General features: G+C 36.2%; 12 protein-coding genes. All 12 read right to left on the reverse strand.

Annotated features, from left to right (window positions below; all coding sequences use genetic code 11):
* Positions 1-14: 14 nt before the first annotated feature.
* Entirely contained in the window at positions 15-1,568 is a 1,554-nt protein-coding gene (locus LC095_RS05655) for a sulfatase (protein WP_226527234.1), read from the reverse strand.
* 294 nt (positions 1,569-1,862) lie between these two features.
* Entirely contained in the window at positions 1,863-2,630 is a 768-nt protein-coding gene (locus tag LC095_RS05660; RefSeq protein ID WP_226527235.1) for a response regulator, read from the reverse strand.
* A 137-nt stretch (positions 2,631-2,767) separates the two neighbouring features.
* A complete protein-coding gene (locus LC095_RS05665; protein WP_226527236.1) occupies positions 2,768-4,597 on the reverse strand; it encodes a sensor histidine kinase in 1,830 nt (609 codons plus the stop codon).
* 12 nt (positions 4,598-4,609) lie between these two features.
* Positions 4,610-5,449: a carbohydrate ABC transporter permease gene (locus LC095_RS05670; protein ID WP_226527237.1), complete on the reverse strand. Its 840-nt coding sequence runs from the start codon at positions 5,447-5,449 to the stop codon at positions 4,610-4,612.
* A gap of 31 nt (positions 5,450-5,480) precedes the next feature.
* A complete protein-coding gene (locus LC095_RS05675; protein ID WP_226527238.1) occupies positions 5,481-6,443 on the reverse strand; it encodes a carbohydrate ABC transporter permease in 963 nt (320 codons plus the stop codon).
* Positions 6,444-6,711: 268 nt separating this feature from the next.
* On the reverse strand, positions 6,712-8,223 hold the full coding sequence (locus LC095_RS05680) for an ABC transporter substrate-binding protein (protein ID WP_226527239.1): 1,512 nt from the start codon (positions 8,221-8,223) through the stop codon (positions 6,712-6,714).
* Positions 8,224-8,458: 235 nt separating this feature from the next.
* Complete coding sequence (locus LC095_RS05685; RefSeq protein WP_226527240.1) at positions 8,459-9,820, reverse strand: sulfatase; 1,362 nt, start codon at positions 9,818-9,820, stop codon at positions 8,459-8,461.
* A gap of 137 nt (positions 9,821-9,957) precedes the next feature.
* Positions 9,958-11,283, reverse strand: a complete 1,326-nt coding sequence (locus LC095_RS05690; RefSeq protein WP_226527241.1) for a sulfatase-like hydrolase/transferase — start codon at positions 11,281-11,283, stop codon at positions 9,958-9,960.
* A 48-nt stretch (positions 11,284-11,331) separates the two neighbouring features.
* Positions 11,332-12,846 (reverse strand): ABC transporter substrate-binding protein, encoded by a 1,515-nt coding sequence (locus LC095_RS05695; RefSeq protein WP_226527242.1) that lies wholly within the window; start codon positions 12,844-12,846, stop codon positions 11,332-11,334.
* Positions 12,847-12,992: 146 nt separating this feature from the next.
* Positions 12,993-14,558: a sulfatase gene (locus tag LC095_RS05700; protein ID WP_226527243.1), complete on the reverse strand. Its 1,566-nt coding sequence runs from the start codon at positions 14,556-14,558 to the stop codon at positions 12,993-12,995.
* An 82-nt stretch (positions 14,559-14,640) separates the two neighbouring features.
* Positions 14,641-16,119: a sulfatase-like hydrolase/transferase gene (locus LC095_RS05705; protein WP_226527244.1), complete on the reverse strand. Its 1,479-nt coding sequence runs from the start codon at positions 16,117-16,119 to the stop codon at positions 14,641-14,643.
* A gap of 195 nt (positions 16,120-16,314) precedes the next feature.
* Positions 16,315-16,926, reverse strand: coding sequence for a YesL family protein (locus LC095_RS05710; protein ID WP_226527245.1), 612 nt, complete (start codon positions 16,924-16,926; stop codon positions 16,315-16,317).
* Positions 16,927-17,116: the final 190 nt, after the last annotated feature.

Raw genomic sequence — 17,116 nt, forward strand, 5'->3', positions numbered from 1 at the left:
TTTGCATTCTCCCTTCATTTGTTCATAGTTAAGCCATATTCCATTTGATCAATTTTCTTAATACGCTCGTTCAGCCTTTCCTCTGGTTGTGAACCTTTGAGAGAAAGGACTTCATTAACAATTCTAGTTGCTACCGGCGCTAATTTTTTCCCTTTAGGTAATGTTTTTTGACGCTCTTCAAGCCTTTGTTTTACTTCTTCAACCGATTCGAAATGAAATTGTAAGTCCATAATATCCGCTCTCCAGGTCAGCAAAGCTTGAACAAGCTCACTTTTGATTGGAGCAACTGCCTCATCATGAAATAAATCATTCCTTTCTTGAGGGTCATGCCTTCGATCAAATAATCTTCCTGTACCTTCTTCAAAATAATATTCCAGCTTCCACTTTTCACTAGCCACTGCTGCTGATTTAAATAAGGTTGCAACAGCACATTGACGAGGGGAGGAATCCCCATCTATTAAAGGTGTAAACAAATCAAATCCTTGCATGGAATCACTGTGAATACCAGCTGCTCCAAGGATCGTTGGTCCTATATCATTCCACGTTGCAAACCGCTCTCTTTTCCCTTCTGGCAATGTTCCAGGCATGCTCATCATAAAAGGTACTCTCCACGATTCATCATAATAGTTATGTTTATCATTAAATCCATGATCAAAAAGCTGTAACCCGTGGTCCGAGCTAAAAATAACAAGTGTATTCTCACGAAGACCTGTTTCATCTAAAAAGCGAAGTAATCTGCCTGTTTGATGATCACAATACGCCGCTAAGCCATAATATAGTTTCCTTACCTTTTCTACTTTCTCACGTAAGCCTTCATGATAGATTGCTCCTCGCGCTTCATACAAATCCTTTAAGGATAAATCGTCCGGTAACGGTTTACCAGAAAAATAATCTTTAAACCCTAATAATATTTTCATATGCTCTGGAAAAGCTTCAATTTCCCCTTCTATATAATTTAGTTCAGGCAAATCGATATCATCATATAGAGTGGCCCATTTTCCAGGAGGATCCATAGGCTCATGCGGGCTTACCATTGAGCAAAATGCAAAGAAAGGTTGTTCGGTTTTTGAGGACTTTTCCATTTCTTCTATCGTCTTATCTACAAGAAAAGCTTCCATAAATAAATCTTCAGGTATTGAATTCGGGTGGTCACTAACACGACTATATCCGTGTTTCGTTATATGTTCTGCATAACAATCCTTTATATTACTAAACTTTTCTCCAACTACATGTTGAATATCAAATGAATCAATTGGACCAAAGTGTGTTTTTCCAACCATTATATTTCTGTAACCAACTTTTCTTAAATAATCCGGAATTGTTAGAAAATGGGTTCGTCGTTCTAACCCATTTTCTAAACAACCATGAACGGGAGTATGGACTCCTGTCATCAAACTGCTCCTTGCAGCTGAACAAACTGGCGATGAGGTATGTCCTTGTTCAAATAAAACCCCTTCCTTTGCTAATCGATCTAAATTTGGTGAAATAGCAAATGTGCTTCCCATGCAGGATAATGTATCCCACCGTTGGGAATCTGTCGTGATTAATAAAATATTAGGTTTTTTCATCTAATCCCCACCTTAATTGATATCGATTTATAATAGAATAATAGATAAAAACCCGAATAAATAAACACTAAAATCCTATTCTTATTTAATTGTAACCGCTTTCTAAAATGAGGTTAAGGGGTCGTTTTTTATGATTCAGGGTGATTTTTTTTACATTGCATCCTAGTTTGAAACAAATAAAAAAATACTGACATGTCACTTAAAACAAGAGACAAAATCAGTACTTTTTTTGCTTTTTTCAATTATTGTGTCTTTTAAATCTTCAAATTTATAATCCCCTAAACGTAACCGCTTTCAAATGTTAGTATGGGAGTCTTCTAATTTTACCTTTTCCCGATATTCACCTGGTGTTAATCCAATATCTTTTTTAAAGGTTCTCCTGAAATGCTTCTCATCCCAAAAACCGACCTCTTTTGCGACATCTTTATTAGTTAATTCTGTTTTCTTCAACAACCTGCAGGCATGCTTCATTCTTACATTTCTTAAATATTGAACAAAGCCGGCACCTGTTTCCAATTTAAACAGACGGCTTAAATAAGAAGAATTAAAACCTGCCTGGTCTGCCAGTACAGAGAGAGATAAATCTTCCATATATGAATGTTCAATAATGGATAGTACTGATTTAACTAACTCTACACCACCATTAACCTCTGCAATATCCACCTTATCTTCTTTATTGTCTTTTGGATTTAATTGTTCTTTTAAATTTGTTAAAACATCATAAATTTCATCATTATTAATTGGTTTGAGTAAATAATCAACCGCACCGTAACGCATAGCTGTCCTTGCATATTCAAAATCGTTATGTGCCGAAATAACAATAACAGGCTGGGGTAAACTTCTTGATTTCATTTCTTCCATTAATTCCAAGCCACTCATAATTGGCATATGAATATCAGTTACGACAACATCAATCTGTTTATTATTTTCCAGCTTTGTTAAAGCTTGTCTTCCATCACGTGATGTATCAATGACAGTAAACCCACAATCCAGCTTATTAATAACCTTTTTGAAACCTTCGCACATCCATACTTCGTCATCTACCACTAATACGTTGTACATTCGTTCAACCCCTCGCTTCTGATGATTTATTACAAAGAAGAATCGTTCAACTGAAGGCTTACTCCGCTCCTAAGTCCATAGGTGTGTTTCTTGCGTCCCTTTTATCTGTCCCCCTTCAATTCTTTCAATGAAGAAAACTAGCTGTCTACAGAATCACCATGAAGAGGAATCGTTATTTCGATAACTGTACCTGCTTTTTCATTACTCTTTATATTGAGCTTTCCTTTTTTACCATAATTATGATAAAGCCGTTGTTGAACATTATTTAAACCAATATGATTTGATTGTAACTTTTCCTTATTTATTATACCTTTACGTAAACTACTAGTTAAATAGTTTCTAATTTGAATAAGTTTGTCCTTTAGTATGCCAACTCCGTCATCTTTTACTTGTAAGATTAATAGATCCTCTTTTGATTCAGCTGAAATCCAAATGTTTCCTTTCTCTCCTTTTGGAAGGAGACCATGCTCTATCGCATTTTCTACTAATGGCTGCAATATCAACTTTAAGACAGGAATTTCTTTAAGATACTGAGGAATGTCTATATGACAATCTATAGAATCTGGAAAACGGATACTAATAATATTTAAATAAGCTCTGACATGGTCCAATTCTTCGTCAATCAGCTTATATTTTTCTCCATCAATACTGTACTTGAACATAATGGACAGAGATTCACTCATTTCATAGACTTCCTTCACCTCATAAACTTCACCGACGCATTTCATTGTATTTAATGTGTTATATAAAAAATGCGGATTAATTTGCATCTGTAATGCATGAAGCTCTGATTCACGATTGAGTAATTGCAGTTTAGTTTCTCTAAGCCCTGCCAAATAAACTTCCTCTTTTAAATGTTCCAGTTTTTTTAACATATGGTTAAAGTGTCTACTAAGATCGCCCAGCTCGTCGCCGCGATCCATTGGTACTTGAAATGTAAAATCACCTTGTTCTACACGTTCCATTGATTCCTGCAAACGAAATAATGGACGCGTGATAACCTGACTTAAATATTTTGAAAAAATTAAAATAAATATAATACCAATTATACAAAAAGCAACGATGCCATAACTAATCGTTTTAATCTTAGCTGACACCTCATGAAATGGAACAACCCCTACGATTTTCCATCCTGTTTCCTTTGATGTCGAGAAACTTACCAATGTTAACACATCATTAATTGTCATTAGTGAGTAGCCACTATCTTCTTTATACATTGAAAGAGAAGATAGTTTACTAATAATCTCTTCATTTTCCTTTTCGACAGACGTTACAGGCTTTCTATCATTTGTAAGCATGAATACAAAACCTGTATCCCCTAATTTAATTGAATCAGTCATTTCGGATAAATATTGGGGGTCAAAGTTTAATAATAATGTCCCTTGTTCTCTATATTGACTAAAATAGTTTAATCTTCCCATGTATGTAAAAGAAGATTTTCCTCTTGCAAAAGCATGTTGCTTAACAGGTAGCAAATGAAATCCTTCCTCTTTTATTCTATCAACATACCAAGGGTCACCTAAAAAATCATAGTCAAATACAGAACTAGATTTACTAGAATGGATTACTTTTCCGTAATCATTGATGACATAAACAGAATCCAGGCGGGCGCGATGGTGTGTAATGTTGTCCAGGAATTGACGTAATCTTTGAGAATTTTCAATAGTTGATTGTTCATATGGGTCATCCGTATCCAGAAAATTCTGAACACTATCATTAAAATGGATCGTAGAGGTAAGGTGGTTCATCTCTTCAAGAAAAGAGCTTAATCGTTGATCAACCTGTTTGGTTGTCCCGACCATGTATGCTCCAAGTTCATCCTTTAATATTTCAGTCGAAATAAAATAAAAGAATGCCGCTAAGGTTAAAAGCGGCACAAAGCTAACAAAGTAAAAAATAATCAATAATTTAGGTTGTAGTTTAAACTTCCCACCCCAGCGATCTAATTTGTCTAATAATGTTTTCAAAGTAAGCTCTCCTTACCCTTTTACTGCTCCTGCTATTCCTTCTACAAAGTAACGTTGGAACAGGATAAATACAATGATAACAGGAATTAGAGAAATACTTGCAGCCGCTGCAGCACCTGTCCAGTCAATCGAATTTTCTCCAACAAACTGATACATACCTACACCAAGGGTTCTTAATTCCGGCTTGTTTAAAGTAAATACTAACGGAATTAAGAAGGAATTCCAAGCCCACATAAATTGTAAAATTCCTGTTGTTGCAACAATTGGTTTTGATAATGGCAGCATTACCTTTACAAAAGTACGAAAGAAGCCGGCTCCGTCAATTTCTGCTGCCTCCTCTAATTCTTTAGGAATACCTCGGAAATGAGCAGTAAAAAGGAGAATGAATAGAATATGTGCCCCACCTGACTCAGCTAAAATAACACCAGCTAGTGTGTTATTTAATCCTAGTGAGTTGACCAATGTATACATTGGGATGATCGTGTAGCCCTTCGGTAGAAACATAGTTGCTGCAATGGCAATGAGCATAAACTTTCTTCCCGGGAATTCATAACGACCTAAAGCATATCCAGTCATCGCACAAAGTACAATAACAATGATCACTACAGATACAGTAATAATAACCGTATTAATAAAATAGGTAGAAAAATTTGCTGTTGTCCATGCACGAATATAATTTTCAAATTGGAACTTTTCAGGTAATAGCGACAATCCTCCTGAAATATATTCTGAGTTTGTCTTAAATGAAGCGGTTACCATCCAAATAAATGGATAAATCCATATTACCCCAAATCCAAGTAATAATAAATGAACAAATGGTATCCCTATCTTTCTTTTTATGTTTTTGTCCATGGTTAATTCACCTCTTTTTAAATTAAGATCCTTATTTTACTGTCTTTTTCCCGCCAGTCGCTTTAGCAAAATAACCAAGTACTAGTGAGACGATTAAAATAGCAATTCCATATACAACACCAGCTGAAGAAGCAAACCCTATTCTAGCTTCACCTTCACCGGAGAATGCATAACGATAGATGTATACATCAACCATGTCAGTTGAAAATGAAGGACCTCCGCCTGTCATTGATTCTACTAAATCAAATACATGCAGGGCATTTACAGCCGACAAGAGGATGATAACGCTTCCAACAGGAATTAATAAAGGAAGTGTAATATAGCGGAATGCTTGAAAATTTGTAGCACCGTCTACTTTTGCTGCCTCATAAATATCCTTTGGCAAAGCCTGAATCCCCGCTAACCAATAAATGACTTTGATACCAAAGTTTTTCCAAATCCCGACGATAATAATAATCAATAATGCTGTATCCATACTTCCTAACCAGTCAATGGGTTGACTAATAAGTCCTATTGCAATTAACACTTCATTAACTAAGCCCTTGTATGAACCAAAGATAAATTTCATAATCGTTCCGACAATCGCAGTAGTTGTTACAACAGGCAGAAAATATAATGTACGATAAAAAGCTGACCCTTTTAACCACTTGGCACTAAATAACAGAGCAGCAAGCAATGCCAGTGGAACCTGAACTAATACAAGGGCACCCATAAAGATAAAACTGTTTTTGAACGCATTCCAGAATAGCGGATCTACTAACGTTTCTACAAAATTTTCAAAACCGATAAAATCATCCATCGGTCCAATTCCACTCCACTCATAAAAGGCATAAACATAACTCATGATAATCGGATAGAGTGTGAATCCTAAATATAAAATTGCTTGAGGTAAAACAAATAAATAACACCATAGCATTTTCTTTCTTCTTAACTTAGAAACTTTCTCTTTCCCTATACTGATTGGTTTCGATTGATTAATAGGGACACCTTTCATTTCATTTCCTCCCATCATTATTTACTATACGTTAATTGTAATCGCTATCATAAAATCGTAAAATGTGCTATTTTTTACTTTATGAGGGCTTTTTTTTGTGGTGTCAACAATATGAAAATATGAACTCTTAATCTTTCAAATCTTATATTTAAAGCCGATTTTAGTTGGGTTATAACAACAAACTATTAGAAAAGAGCCTAATAAAAGGATAACCGATTATAGCAGCCAACTTACTGTGATATAATCGGTTATTATTTATGTTATTAATTTATTTAAGTTCTTCGTAGTTATCTTTTGTATAGTCCGCTTTAGGATCCCAATTAGGGAAAATATAATCTTCTAAACTTACATTTCCACCTTTTCCTTTAACCTTTTCAATCCCTTCTTGTAGATTTTTATTTAATAGGATATTTGCTTCTTTTAGTTTGTCTTCAACATTTCCCGTTTCATTCATTAACATAACAAATATTTCACTTATAGAAGGTTTCATTTTCGATTGTTCCATTCCACCTATTTCATTAGAAACAGCAATCTCTTCAGGATTTCTCACAAACGGGTCTGGTATGGCTTTTATTGTATCATTATGTGTTTGTACAAAATTTTCAAATTCCGGGAATGGATATAAACTCTCATCTTCATTAACTTCAGGCATTGGTGAAAGTCCTTTTGCACCTTGTACCCATTTTTCACTAAAGTTCTTAGAACCAATCCCTTCCTCAATAAATGTTGCTACTGCTTCCGCATGTTTTGTATCTTTAGATACAACGATTCCACGTTCAGGCAGTGCTGAATTATATCCGTATGTCGGAGTACTGCCATCTTTAGTTGGAACATGTGTTACACTATAATTTACGTCCGCATTATTATCTTTAATATTCCCCATTGCCCATCTACCGTCTATCAAGAAAGCTGCTTTCCCTTCTGCAAATAACATTTGTGCTTCAGGTACCTTTAACATCATAGACGACGGAAGGATGCTTCCATCTTTCTTTATATCTAATAAAAAGTTAACGCTTTCAACCCAATTTTCACCATTAAACTCATACTTTCCTGTTTTAAAATTAAAACCATCCATAGTGTGCTCTGGATTACTTCCTATAGCAAATCCGGCAATTAAATTTTGCACAAAAACTGCCGGTCCTCCACCTGCAAACGCTAAACCGAAGATATCACCTTTCCCTTGTTCTGTAACGACTTTAGCCATGTCACGTAATTCATCCCACGTAGTTGGCGGCTGATTCGGGTCTAGACCTGCATTTTTTAATACATCCTTGTTATAGTAAAGCATATAGCTCAACGAAGGTCCGTCAAATGACCAAGAATAAATCTCTCCATCAAATACATTTACACCTTCTTGGAATGAATCGTCGTAAAAACGTTCTGACCATTCTTCAGAAACTAACCCTGATATAGGTTGAATTAATTCATCTTTAACCATACTACTTACTGTAGTTCCTAAAGGCATCTGGAAAATATCTGGTGTATCTCCAGAAGAAAACGCTGCTTGCATAGATGGATTATGTTCTTCCCAAGGAGCATACTTTGCATCCACACGTATCTTCCCTTTATATTTTTCATTAAACTCTTTTATAACCTGCATACCACCACTATCTTCACCCCTAAATTCTCCTGCAGCTGTCCAAAACTTAATCACGACTTCTCCATTTTCAGTAGTGTCGTTTTGTGTTTTTTGTCCTCCGGCACATCCTACAACGGTTATTAATACTAATAGGATGAAGATGGAAATTTTCGAAAACGATTTTAACCTTTTAACACTCATTGCATTTCCCCCTTTTTATTTTTGAATAGTTTGAATAATTTCATTGTAAACGCTTTCTACACTTGTAGTTAGGGGATCTTTTTTACTTTACCGGGACTATTTTTTACTTCATCAAAAAAGTCCTAAATAAAGAAGTGCGGAATCCTATGAAGGTAAATTGATAGAATGATAAAAAGCCTGTCTCCTTAAAAGAAAACAAGCTTCTTACTAGATAATATTATAGACTAAACATAGTTTAAAGAAAACGCTGCCTAATCCGCAATGCAAATTTACGAACCAGTTCGGGCTGAACTTCTCCTAGATTTTTTAATTCAAGTGGATCCTCTTTCAAATCATATAATTCAGAAATATCATTGTAATTTTCTATATATTTGTACCTATTTGTTCGGAGTACTCTAAAATTACGTTCTGCACTTACTATATCGCTTCTATGATTCAAGCTCTCCTTCCTGAGAATTGAGCCAAAAGATTTTGCGTCAATATTCTCTTGAGCCGGGAGTCCTGCCAATTCACACACAGTTGGATTCAGATCAATGAGTTCGATCAGTGCGTCAGACACTTCCCCTTCCGGAATGTCAGGACCCGAAATAATTAATGGAACATGTAACGCAGGCTCATAGCCAACGCTTTTTTGATATAATCCATGATCACCCAGCATCTCCCCATGATCACTTGTAAAAATAATGTACGTGTTATCTACCATATTTCGTCGTTCTAAAGCGTCCAAAATCATACCTATTTGATCATCAATAACCTCAATCGCAGCACAATATTGTCGTCTTGTACTTGCAATTATTTCAGGGTCATCCGTAATTTGTCGATTTTTTACCCATTCTGGCTTTCCTTGCATTGAATCTTTTACTGCAGATGGTACATCCTTTTCTCGATATTTCTCTGCATACTCTGTTGGAGGATCAAATGGATCATGTGGCCCAACAAAACTCACAAAGTTAAACCATGGATAATCATCTGGAACCTTTTCAATCCATTCTGCAGTTCTTCTACCAATATAAATATCTGCAAAATGCTCAGTTGGAAGTACAGAATCATGATGATTAAGAACAGATTGTTGATGGCCAATTTTAAATCGAGACATATAATCCTTATTAAACGGTTCAAGCAACCCATGCTCTTGCAGGTAATAGCTATATGGACCTTGAGGAGTAAGTGACCTGGCAGCGTGCATTTTCCCTTCACATTCTTCTGGATGTGTAAAACCCCATTTGAAGGCATCTGCTCGATCGCCGTTTTTGCCGTTATAGGGATCAGGCTTATTCAAATCAAGTTTACCAACACAGCCAACCCGATAACCATGATCACGGAAACGTTGATAAAAAGTTGGGATATTAGAAGGTAAACTGCACCAATTGTCAACTGCACCAATACGTGAAGGTTGAAGACCGGAAGCCAACCCAATACGTGCTGGAACACATATTGGTGAATTTGTAAAACAATTCGTAAATCTAACACCTCTTGAAGCCAGTCTATCAATATTTGGGGTATTAACAGAATCTAAACCCGCACATCCAAGATAGTCAAACCTATGTTGATCGTCCATAATAAAAAGAATATTTGGCCTATCAGATTTCCTGCTCATAGTAACACTCCTCACTGTTATTAGGTTATCAATTACTTAGTTGTAGCAAAAAATACCTGTCTATTTAGAGAAACAGGTATTTTTTGGGGAATATAATCAGTTACAGTCTAAGAAGAAAGTTAGTATACAAAATAAGTCTATATTTTTGCTTTTCCCCAAGTAGACTCCGGATCTACTATAGGTTCTTTTGATAATGCACCTGTTTTAGCCCACCAATCGTCTACTTTGTCCTTTAATTTCTGTTTGATAGATTTATATTGAGTGTCATTGCAAATATTTTTTAATTCGTCAGGATCATTTTGTAAATCGTACATCTCTTCTATATTGTCTTCATAATAATAAACATATTTGTAGTTCTCTGTTTGAATCCCCCGTAAAGGATGCTGACCCCAATATGCTTTGTAGTGTTCAATAAAAACATGAGCTTCAGGATTTTCAGTTTCTTCATCCAATAATGGTAATAATGATGGATAAAAAGATTCCGGTAAAGGGACTCCGGCTGCATCTAGCATTGTCCCGGACAGACTGGCACTAGAAGTAAGATCCCCAATTACCTTTCTTTTCGAAGAAATCCATGGTAAATACATGATTAAAGGAACATGATAGAGCTCTTTATAAGGTAATACTCCTTTTAACCTCAGTCGATGAGCCCCTTGCATATCACCGTGATCTGATGTAAAAAGAATCATTGTATGATCTAATAGCATTTTTTCCTCTAGCTTTTCTAAAATCTTCCCCAGGTTACGATCCATTAATGAAACTAATTTTCGATACTTTCTGGCATCTTCTCTAATCAATTCTTCTGTTAATTTTGACTCTCCTGATTGCGCTCTAATTTGCTGATGAGCAGGTTTGGTTGATAAATCATCTTTATAGTAACTGTTAGGCACAGGCATATCACTTTTCTTAAACCTATCATCGAATGCGCTTACATCTTCAAACGGTCCTGTTTCAGGCTGATTTGGATGCGGCATATACCAAGAAACATGCATAAAGAACGGATCTTTTCCACTATACTCATCTAAATAATTGATCGTCTGAGCAGTTGTATGTGCATCTTTATTGCTAAAATATTGATGAGATTCATTTGCGCCACTCAAATCAACACCATCTGTACGGTAATCAGTAACTTTAAAACCATAGTCAGATGGTCGACCTCCAAGGTGCCACTTTCCAAAATAGACAGTCTCATACCCTGCATCATTGAAAGAATAAGCAATATTCTCATCCTGAGGATCGAGCATATGCCCGATAATATTTACGCCAACTTGATGCGGATATCTTCCTGTCATCCAAGTAGCTCTAGAAGGTGCACATTGAGCTGATGTCACAATATGTTTAGTAAATGTAACACCCATTTCTGATAGTTTATCTAGGTTTGGAGTATAATAGGTACCACTATTACCTATAGCGTCAAATTGTTGTTGATCTGTCGTAATAAATAGTATGTTTTTAGGCTTCATTTTATCTCTCCTAAAATTGAAGTAAATGAATTCAATAAAACTTATAAATTACTTATTCAGCTCTTCATAATCTTCCTGAAGATACTCAGCTTGAGGGTCCCAATTTGGAAACTTATAGTCTTCCAGGCTGACATTTGCACCCTCTTCTTTCACCTTTTTTACCGCTTCTTCTAGATTTTGATTCAATTTCTCATTCGTTTCATTAAGTAATTCTTCAACGTCTCCTGTCTCATTCATTAACATAACCATAACTTCACTAAATGATGGTTTCATTTTTGATTGTCCGATACCGCCTATTGCATCAGAAACTGCATCTTGTTCAGTATTTCTTGCAAATGGATCAGGAATAGATTTTAGAGTTTCCTCATGAACTTGAACAAAATCATGAAAAACAGGATAAGGATACGAACTAGTATCTTCATTTACTTCTGGCAGTGGAGTTAGCGATACTCCACTTTGAAGATATTTTTCATAGAATAATTTAGAAGTAAGTCCTTCTTCAATAAATTTCGCAACCGCTTCAGGATGCTTCGTATCTTTTGAAATAACGTTTTCTCTCTCATGTAATGCAATATTATATCCATAAGAAGGAATACTGCCGTCTGGTGTAGGACTATGTGTAACACCAAAATTTGCTTCAGGCGTATTTTTCTTGATTTGCCACATTCCCCATCTTCCATCTAGTAGGAATGCAGCTTTCCCTTCACCAAATAACATTTGTGCTTCCGGCACTTTTAACATCATAGATGAAGGTAGAATATATCCATTTTTCTTTAAATCTAGTAAATAGCTTACACTATTCACCCAATTTTCCCCATTCACTTCATATTGACCAGTTTTTAAATTAAAGCCATCATTAGTATGTTCAGGATTTATCCCCAAAGCAAAACCGGAAATTGCATTTTCAACAAATACTGCAGGTCCTCCTCCAGCAAAAGTTAAGCCGAAGGTATCTCCTTTTCCTTGCTCTGTCACTTTTTTGGCCATCTCTTTGAGTTCATCCCATGTCTTTGGAGGTTTATTAGAGTCTAAGCCTGCTTTTTCTAACACATCCTTGTTATAATAAAGCATATAGCTCATAGAATCTCCTGATTCAGGCCATGCATAAATTTTCCCGTCAAATTGGTTTACCCCTTCTACAAAAGTACCTTCATAGAATTTACTTGACCACTCATCAGAAACTAATTCAGAAATCGGTTGGATCAACTCGTCTTCTACCAATGTGCCTACTTTTGCACCTAGAGGCATTTGAAATAAATCAGGTACGCCTTCAGAAGCTAGTGCTGCTTGCATAGACGGATTATGTTCCTCCCATGGAGAATATTTTGCGTCTACGCGAATTTCTCCTTTATACTTTTCATTAAATTCTTTAACAGCTTGCATTCCAGGACTACTCTCACCATTGAATGTATCTGATGCAGACCAGTATTTAATAACAACTTCTCCATTGCTGCTTTCAACGGTACCCGCTTCTTTTCCACCCGAGCAGGCTGCTAGAACTAGTAATAAAAGCAGCATTGCTAGTGATATTTTTGAGATTTGTTTAAGCTTTCTACTCCTCATTTCTTCCCCCCGTTTATTATATTTGAATAATTAAATTGTAATCGTTTACCCATTTTTCTGTTAGGGGAAGTTTTTTACATTATTTAGAATATTTTTTACATAAGGGAAAGTTGGTTAAAGATTACCGGTGTCTATTCACTGCACAGTTAGCTATTATTCCACTTTTTCTCACTAAACATTTGTGCCCTGAATATTTTGTTAAATTCAATATTCACTGCATTTGGTTCCTCAGGAAACTCACTCGGATGTTTTCTTTTTAACTCTTCTGCTTGACTTAGGCGTCCCGTTTCTATCAATCTATTCGTATATCCAGGTAAAAATCCTTTTGCGTGGCCTGGACCTCCTTCTTTCATAACTGTCCATAATGGATCAACGTTATCTCCTGATCTAAGCATCATTTCATCATGCCACTCATTTAAATAATAAACTGCTTCCATACAGATTGATTTATTCTCAGTAGCTACATTGTTTTGTTCATTTGGGTCTTCAGCTAAATTAAAGAGCATTTCCATCTTAAAAAGGTGGTATCCATCATGATAAGTTCTGATATACATCCAATCGCCGAATCGTACTCCACGCTGGGCAACATGGGCACATTGAGAGACAACAAGGTAGTCACGACCGCAATCTGCTCCTTCCTTAATAGATGGCGCAAAGCTTTGACCATCCCATTTAGGGGAAGGGGGAAGATTTAAGATATCTGCTAGAGTTACAGGAAGGTCAATGTGATAATGTAAACCTTCATCAACTACCCCTTCCTTCATACCCGGCCAACGGATAATCATTGGGATATTACACGTTCTATCATCTGCGGTTGCGTGCTCACCATAAATTCCGAGTTGACCCATATTTTCCCCATGGTCAGCAGAGATAATAACAATTACCTCATCCATCACACCTTGTTCTTCCAATAACCCGAACAATCTGCCAATATGGTCATCTATATATCGAATCCCACAATCGTAGCCATCAATCATTTTTCTCATTTCATCCATATCCTGAATTTGACCTGGATTTCGCGGGAACTTTTCATTTTCCGCATTATTATAGGTTTTCCCGTGATGATCAATATTTAATTCATTAACAGTATGAGGACCGACCCTTTCTTTATGTTTTTGAAGAACCTCTTCATTTAGCCACTCCGGCAACGGCTCTTCTGCAAACGGATTACCAAAGTTCTCTGGAGCACGGTATGGAGTATGTGCATCCCAGTAGTTGATATATAAAAACCAATCATCCTTCATCGCATTTTGTTCCACCCAGTCTTTTACAACGGGCGACACATGTTCAGCTGATTCAAATCCATACATTCCTGTATTCCTTATGTCATTAAAACCTGCATAGAAATTAAAGGTTGAATGTCTTTGTGCAAACGGACTTATGAGAACTGTGTGCAAACCAGCAAATGACTGCAAGAAAGATGGCAAGGAATGTCCCAGAGATAAACTTCCCATCATCCCTCTAGGTTCACCCTCAGGCTTCATATCACCTGCTGTACCTCCGTGCCCTACTAAGCCATTTCTAATTCCAAATTGACCGGACATTAAAGCTGTACGTGAAGGAGCACACGGAGCATCAGACGTATAATAGTTCGTAAAACGGCAGCCTTCCTCTGCTATTTTATCAATATTCGGCGATGTGTTCCGATGATAACCATAACAACCTAAATGTTTAGGACTGACTGCATCTAAATCTAAAAATAATATTTTCATCTCAATTCCTCCTCTATCTGAATTTTATTTATTTTAAATCCTTAGCTATGAAAATAGTAGCCATCACATTCCATGTTTTTAACTAAAATCTCTTGTCCAGTTCATGTCTTACTACATCTGAAGTTTCTAAATAAAACCTTAACAATCTTTCCTTTAAGCTCATTAATTCTTCAGTTAAATTAGGATCATCAATACAATTATTGACCTCATTCGGATCGTTTCTAAGATCATATAGCTCATCTTTCTCATAAAGCCGGCTAACATACTTAAACTCTTTTGTTCTGCACATTACAGCCTTTGTATGTTCAGGTCCTTCCTGTGTCTGCAAATCAAGTCTTGGCCAGTAAAGACCTGTTTTCGAACCATGACTCGTAGCATTTGCTTCCATACAATGTGTTTCACCGTGTAATCTCCCTCCCTCACAAAAAACAGCATCTCTGTGATGTTTATCTCGATCATGTAATAAAGGGATAAGGGACTTCCCAAAGTGGGTATGACTTGGTGTAATACCGACCATCTCTTCTATCGTAGCCGGAATATCAATTAGTTCTACTAAACTATCACATATCCCGGCATTCAATGGGTAAGAAGCTGGCGGTTTTATAATCAAAGGGACATTTGTTATTGGGTCCTCGAATGTATTTTGATTTTTTTCAACAATACTAAAATCTCCAGTGTAGTCGCCATGGTCGGAAAAGAAAAATACTGCCGTATCATCGTAAATCCCCGCTTCTTTTAATGCATCCATCACCATTCCAAATTGATGGTCCACTCGTGCACACATACCGTAATAAGTTGCCCTTAACTCTATCCATTCTTCTTCCGTCCAGGACTGCATGTTTTGTCTTTCATGAATACCCTTTAACATGCTCGGCTTTCCTTCCCAATGACCAGGATGTTTCACTCGTTCCGGAATTTTTTCACGGTCGATCATACTGTACCAAGGCTCTTCCACTCCATAAGGAGGATGTGGATACATTAATGGAAGATAGATACATAGCGGCTGATCTTCAGGTGCATTTTTAATTTTATCGATTGCTCCATATACATAAGCCCAATCTTTATCATAGAATATCTCGTCTCCTGGAAATGGCTCTATTTTTCCTGCATAAAATGAATAATAGTTCCTTCCATCAGGCTCCCCGCGCCAAGTATTATTAAAATGTAGATTTGATTCTTTTCGGGGCATATTTTCCGGTTCATATTTTTCATCACAATATTCATCAAAATTTGCATCACTAGGGATCAGATCATTTTTTCCTCCCCACCACACATAATAGTCATTTTGTTTTAACGTTCTTAATAAAACAGGTTCATCCGGCTGCATCATGTGATAGATTGTGCGGTGTCCTCTTACATGTGGATACCAGCCGCTCATAAATGAACAACGGCTTGGTGTACAGACCGGATTTTGACAAAATGCTGATGAAAACGAAACCCCGTCTTCCTCTACCATTTTGTCAAGGTTAGGTGTTATGGCTGCAGGGTTATTTAAATGCCCCATGACATCTCCTCTCCATTGATCTGGATTAAAAATAATAATATGTGGTTTCTTTGCCATAATTAGTACCTCCATCTTTTCATTTATGTGATTGTAATCGCTATCAAAAATCTCTTAAACATTCAGTTCTTTACATGAACGGTGGTATTTTTGACTACTTTTATTTAGATTGAAGCGATATACTTACAATTTCACTAAGCAAATCATGTTTTGCACTGCTGGTACCCTCAGCCATTATTCAGCCAAACAATTTGTTCACTCCTTTTGAACTACTTTTACAAATGCATTCTTAGCTGACCACATCATTAACAATGCTAAACTACTGCCTCCTAAAAAAAGGATTAAGCTAGGGATAAAACTTCCGATTATATAAAGAAGGATTATTCCTATAGCCATACCTATAGTTGATTTTGGGTTAAGAACCATAATAAGAAAGGAATTTTTAATCACTTGTAATAGATTAATTTCATAATGAACAAAGACAGGAAAAATATATAAAAGCATTATACTAAAACAGATCGTAATGGCTAAAATAGGAACATAAAAAATTTCAGATGCTGTTATTGAGAAAACAAATTTCATATTTACATATAAAGTAACACCAAACAATAGTAGGATTAGACCTAACAAGTTTCCTTTAATAAAATCAGATTTATAATATTTCCAAAATAGCTTAAATACCGGTAGATCTACTTCTCCGCCTATCCACCTTCGGATCACGGCAAACATCGCTATTGTTGCCGGAAAAAAACCAAATACAATTAAACCCGTTAAACTGGCTACAATCCATAACGCGTTAAGATACGCTAATCTAACAAACACTTCAGAAATTTTATAAAAGGCTGCTGAAATCCCACTTACATGCATTTAATCACTTCCCTGTATAATGTAGAGTTCATAAATGGGTAAAATTGCTTCTATCTCCCTATTACGACGAAATATGTTCAATCTTCTTCTGCCCACATAATTTACAGTTAACCTTTCTTACTGAAAGTCGGATTTTTAGGTTTCTCCTTTCCTTTATTAAACTATCTTCTATAATCGTAACCGCTTACCA

The organism is Metabacillus niabensis (assembly GCF_020524345.1).
Classification (GTDB): domain Bacteria; phylum Bacillota; class Bacilli; order Bacillales; family Bacillaceae; genus Metabacillus; species Metabacillus niabensis_B.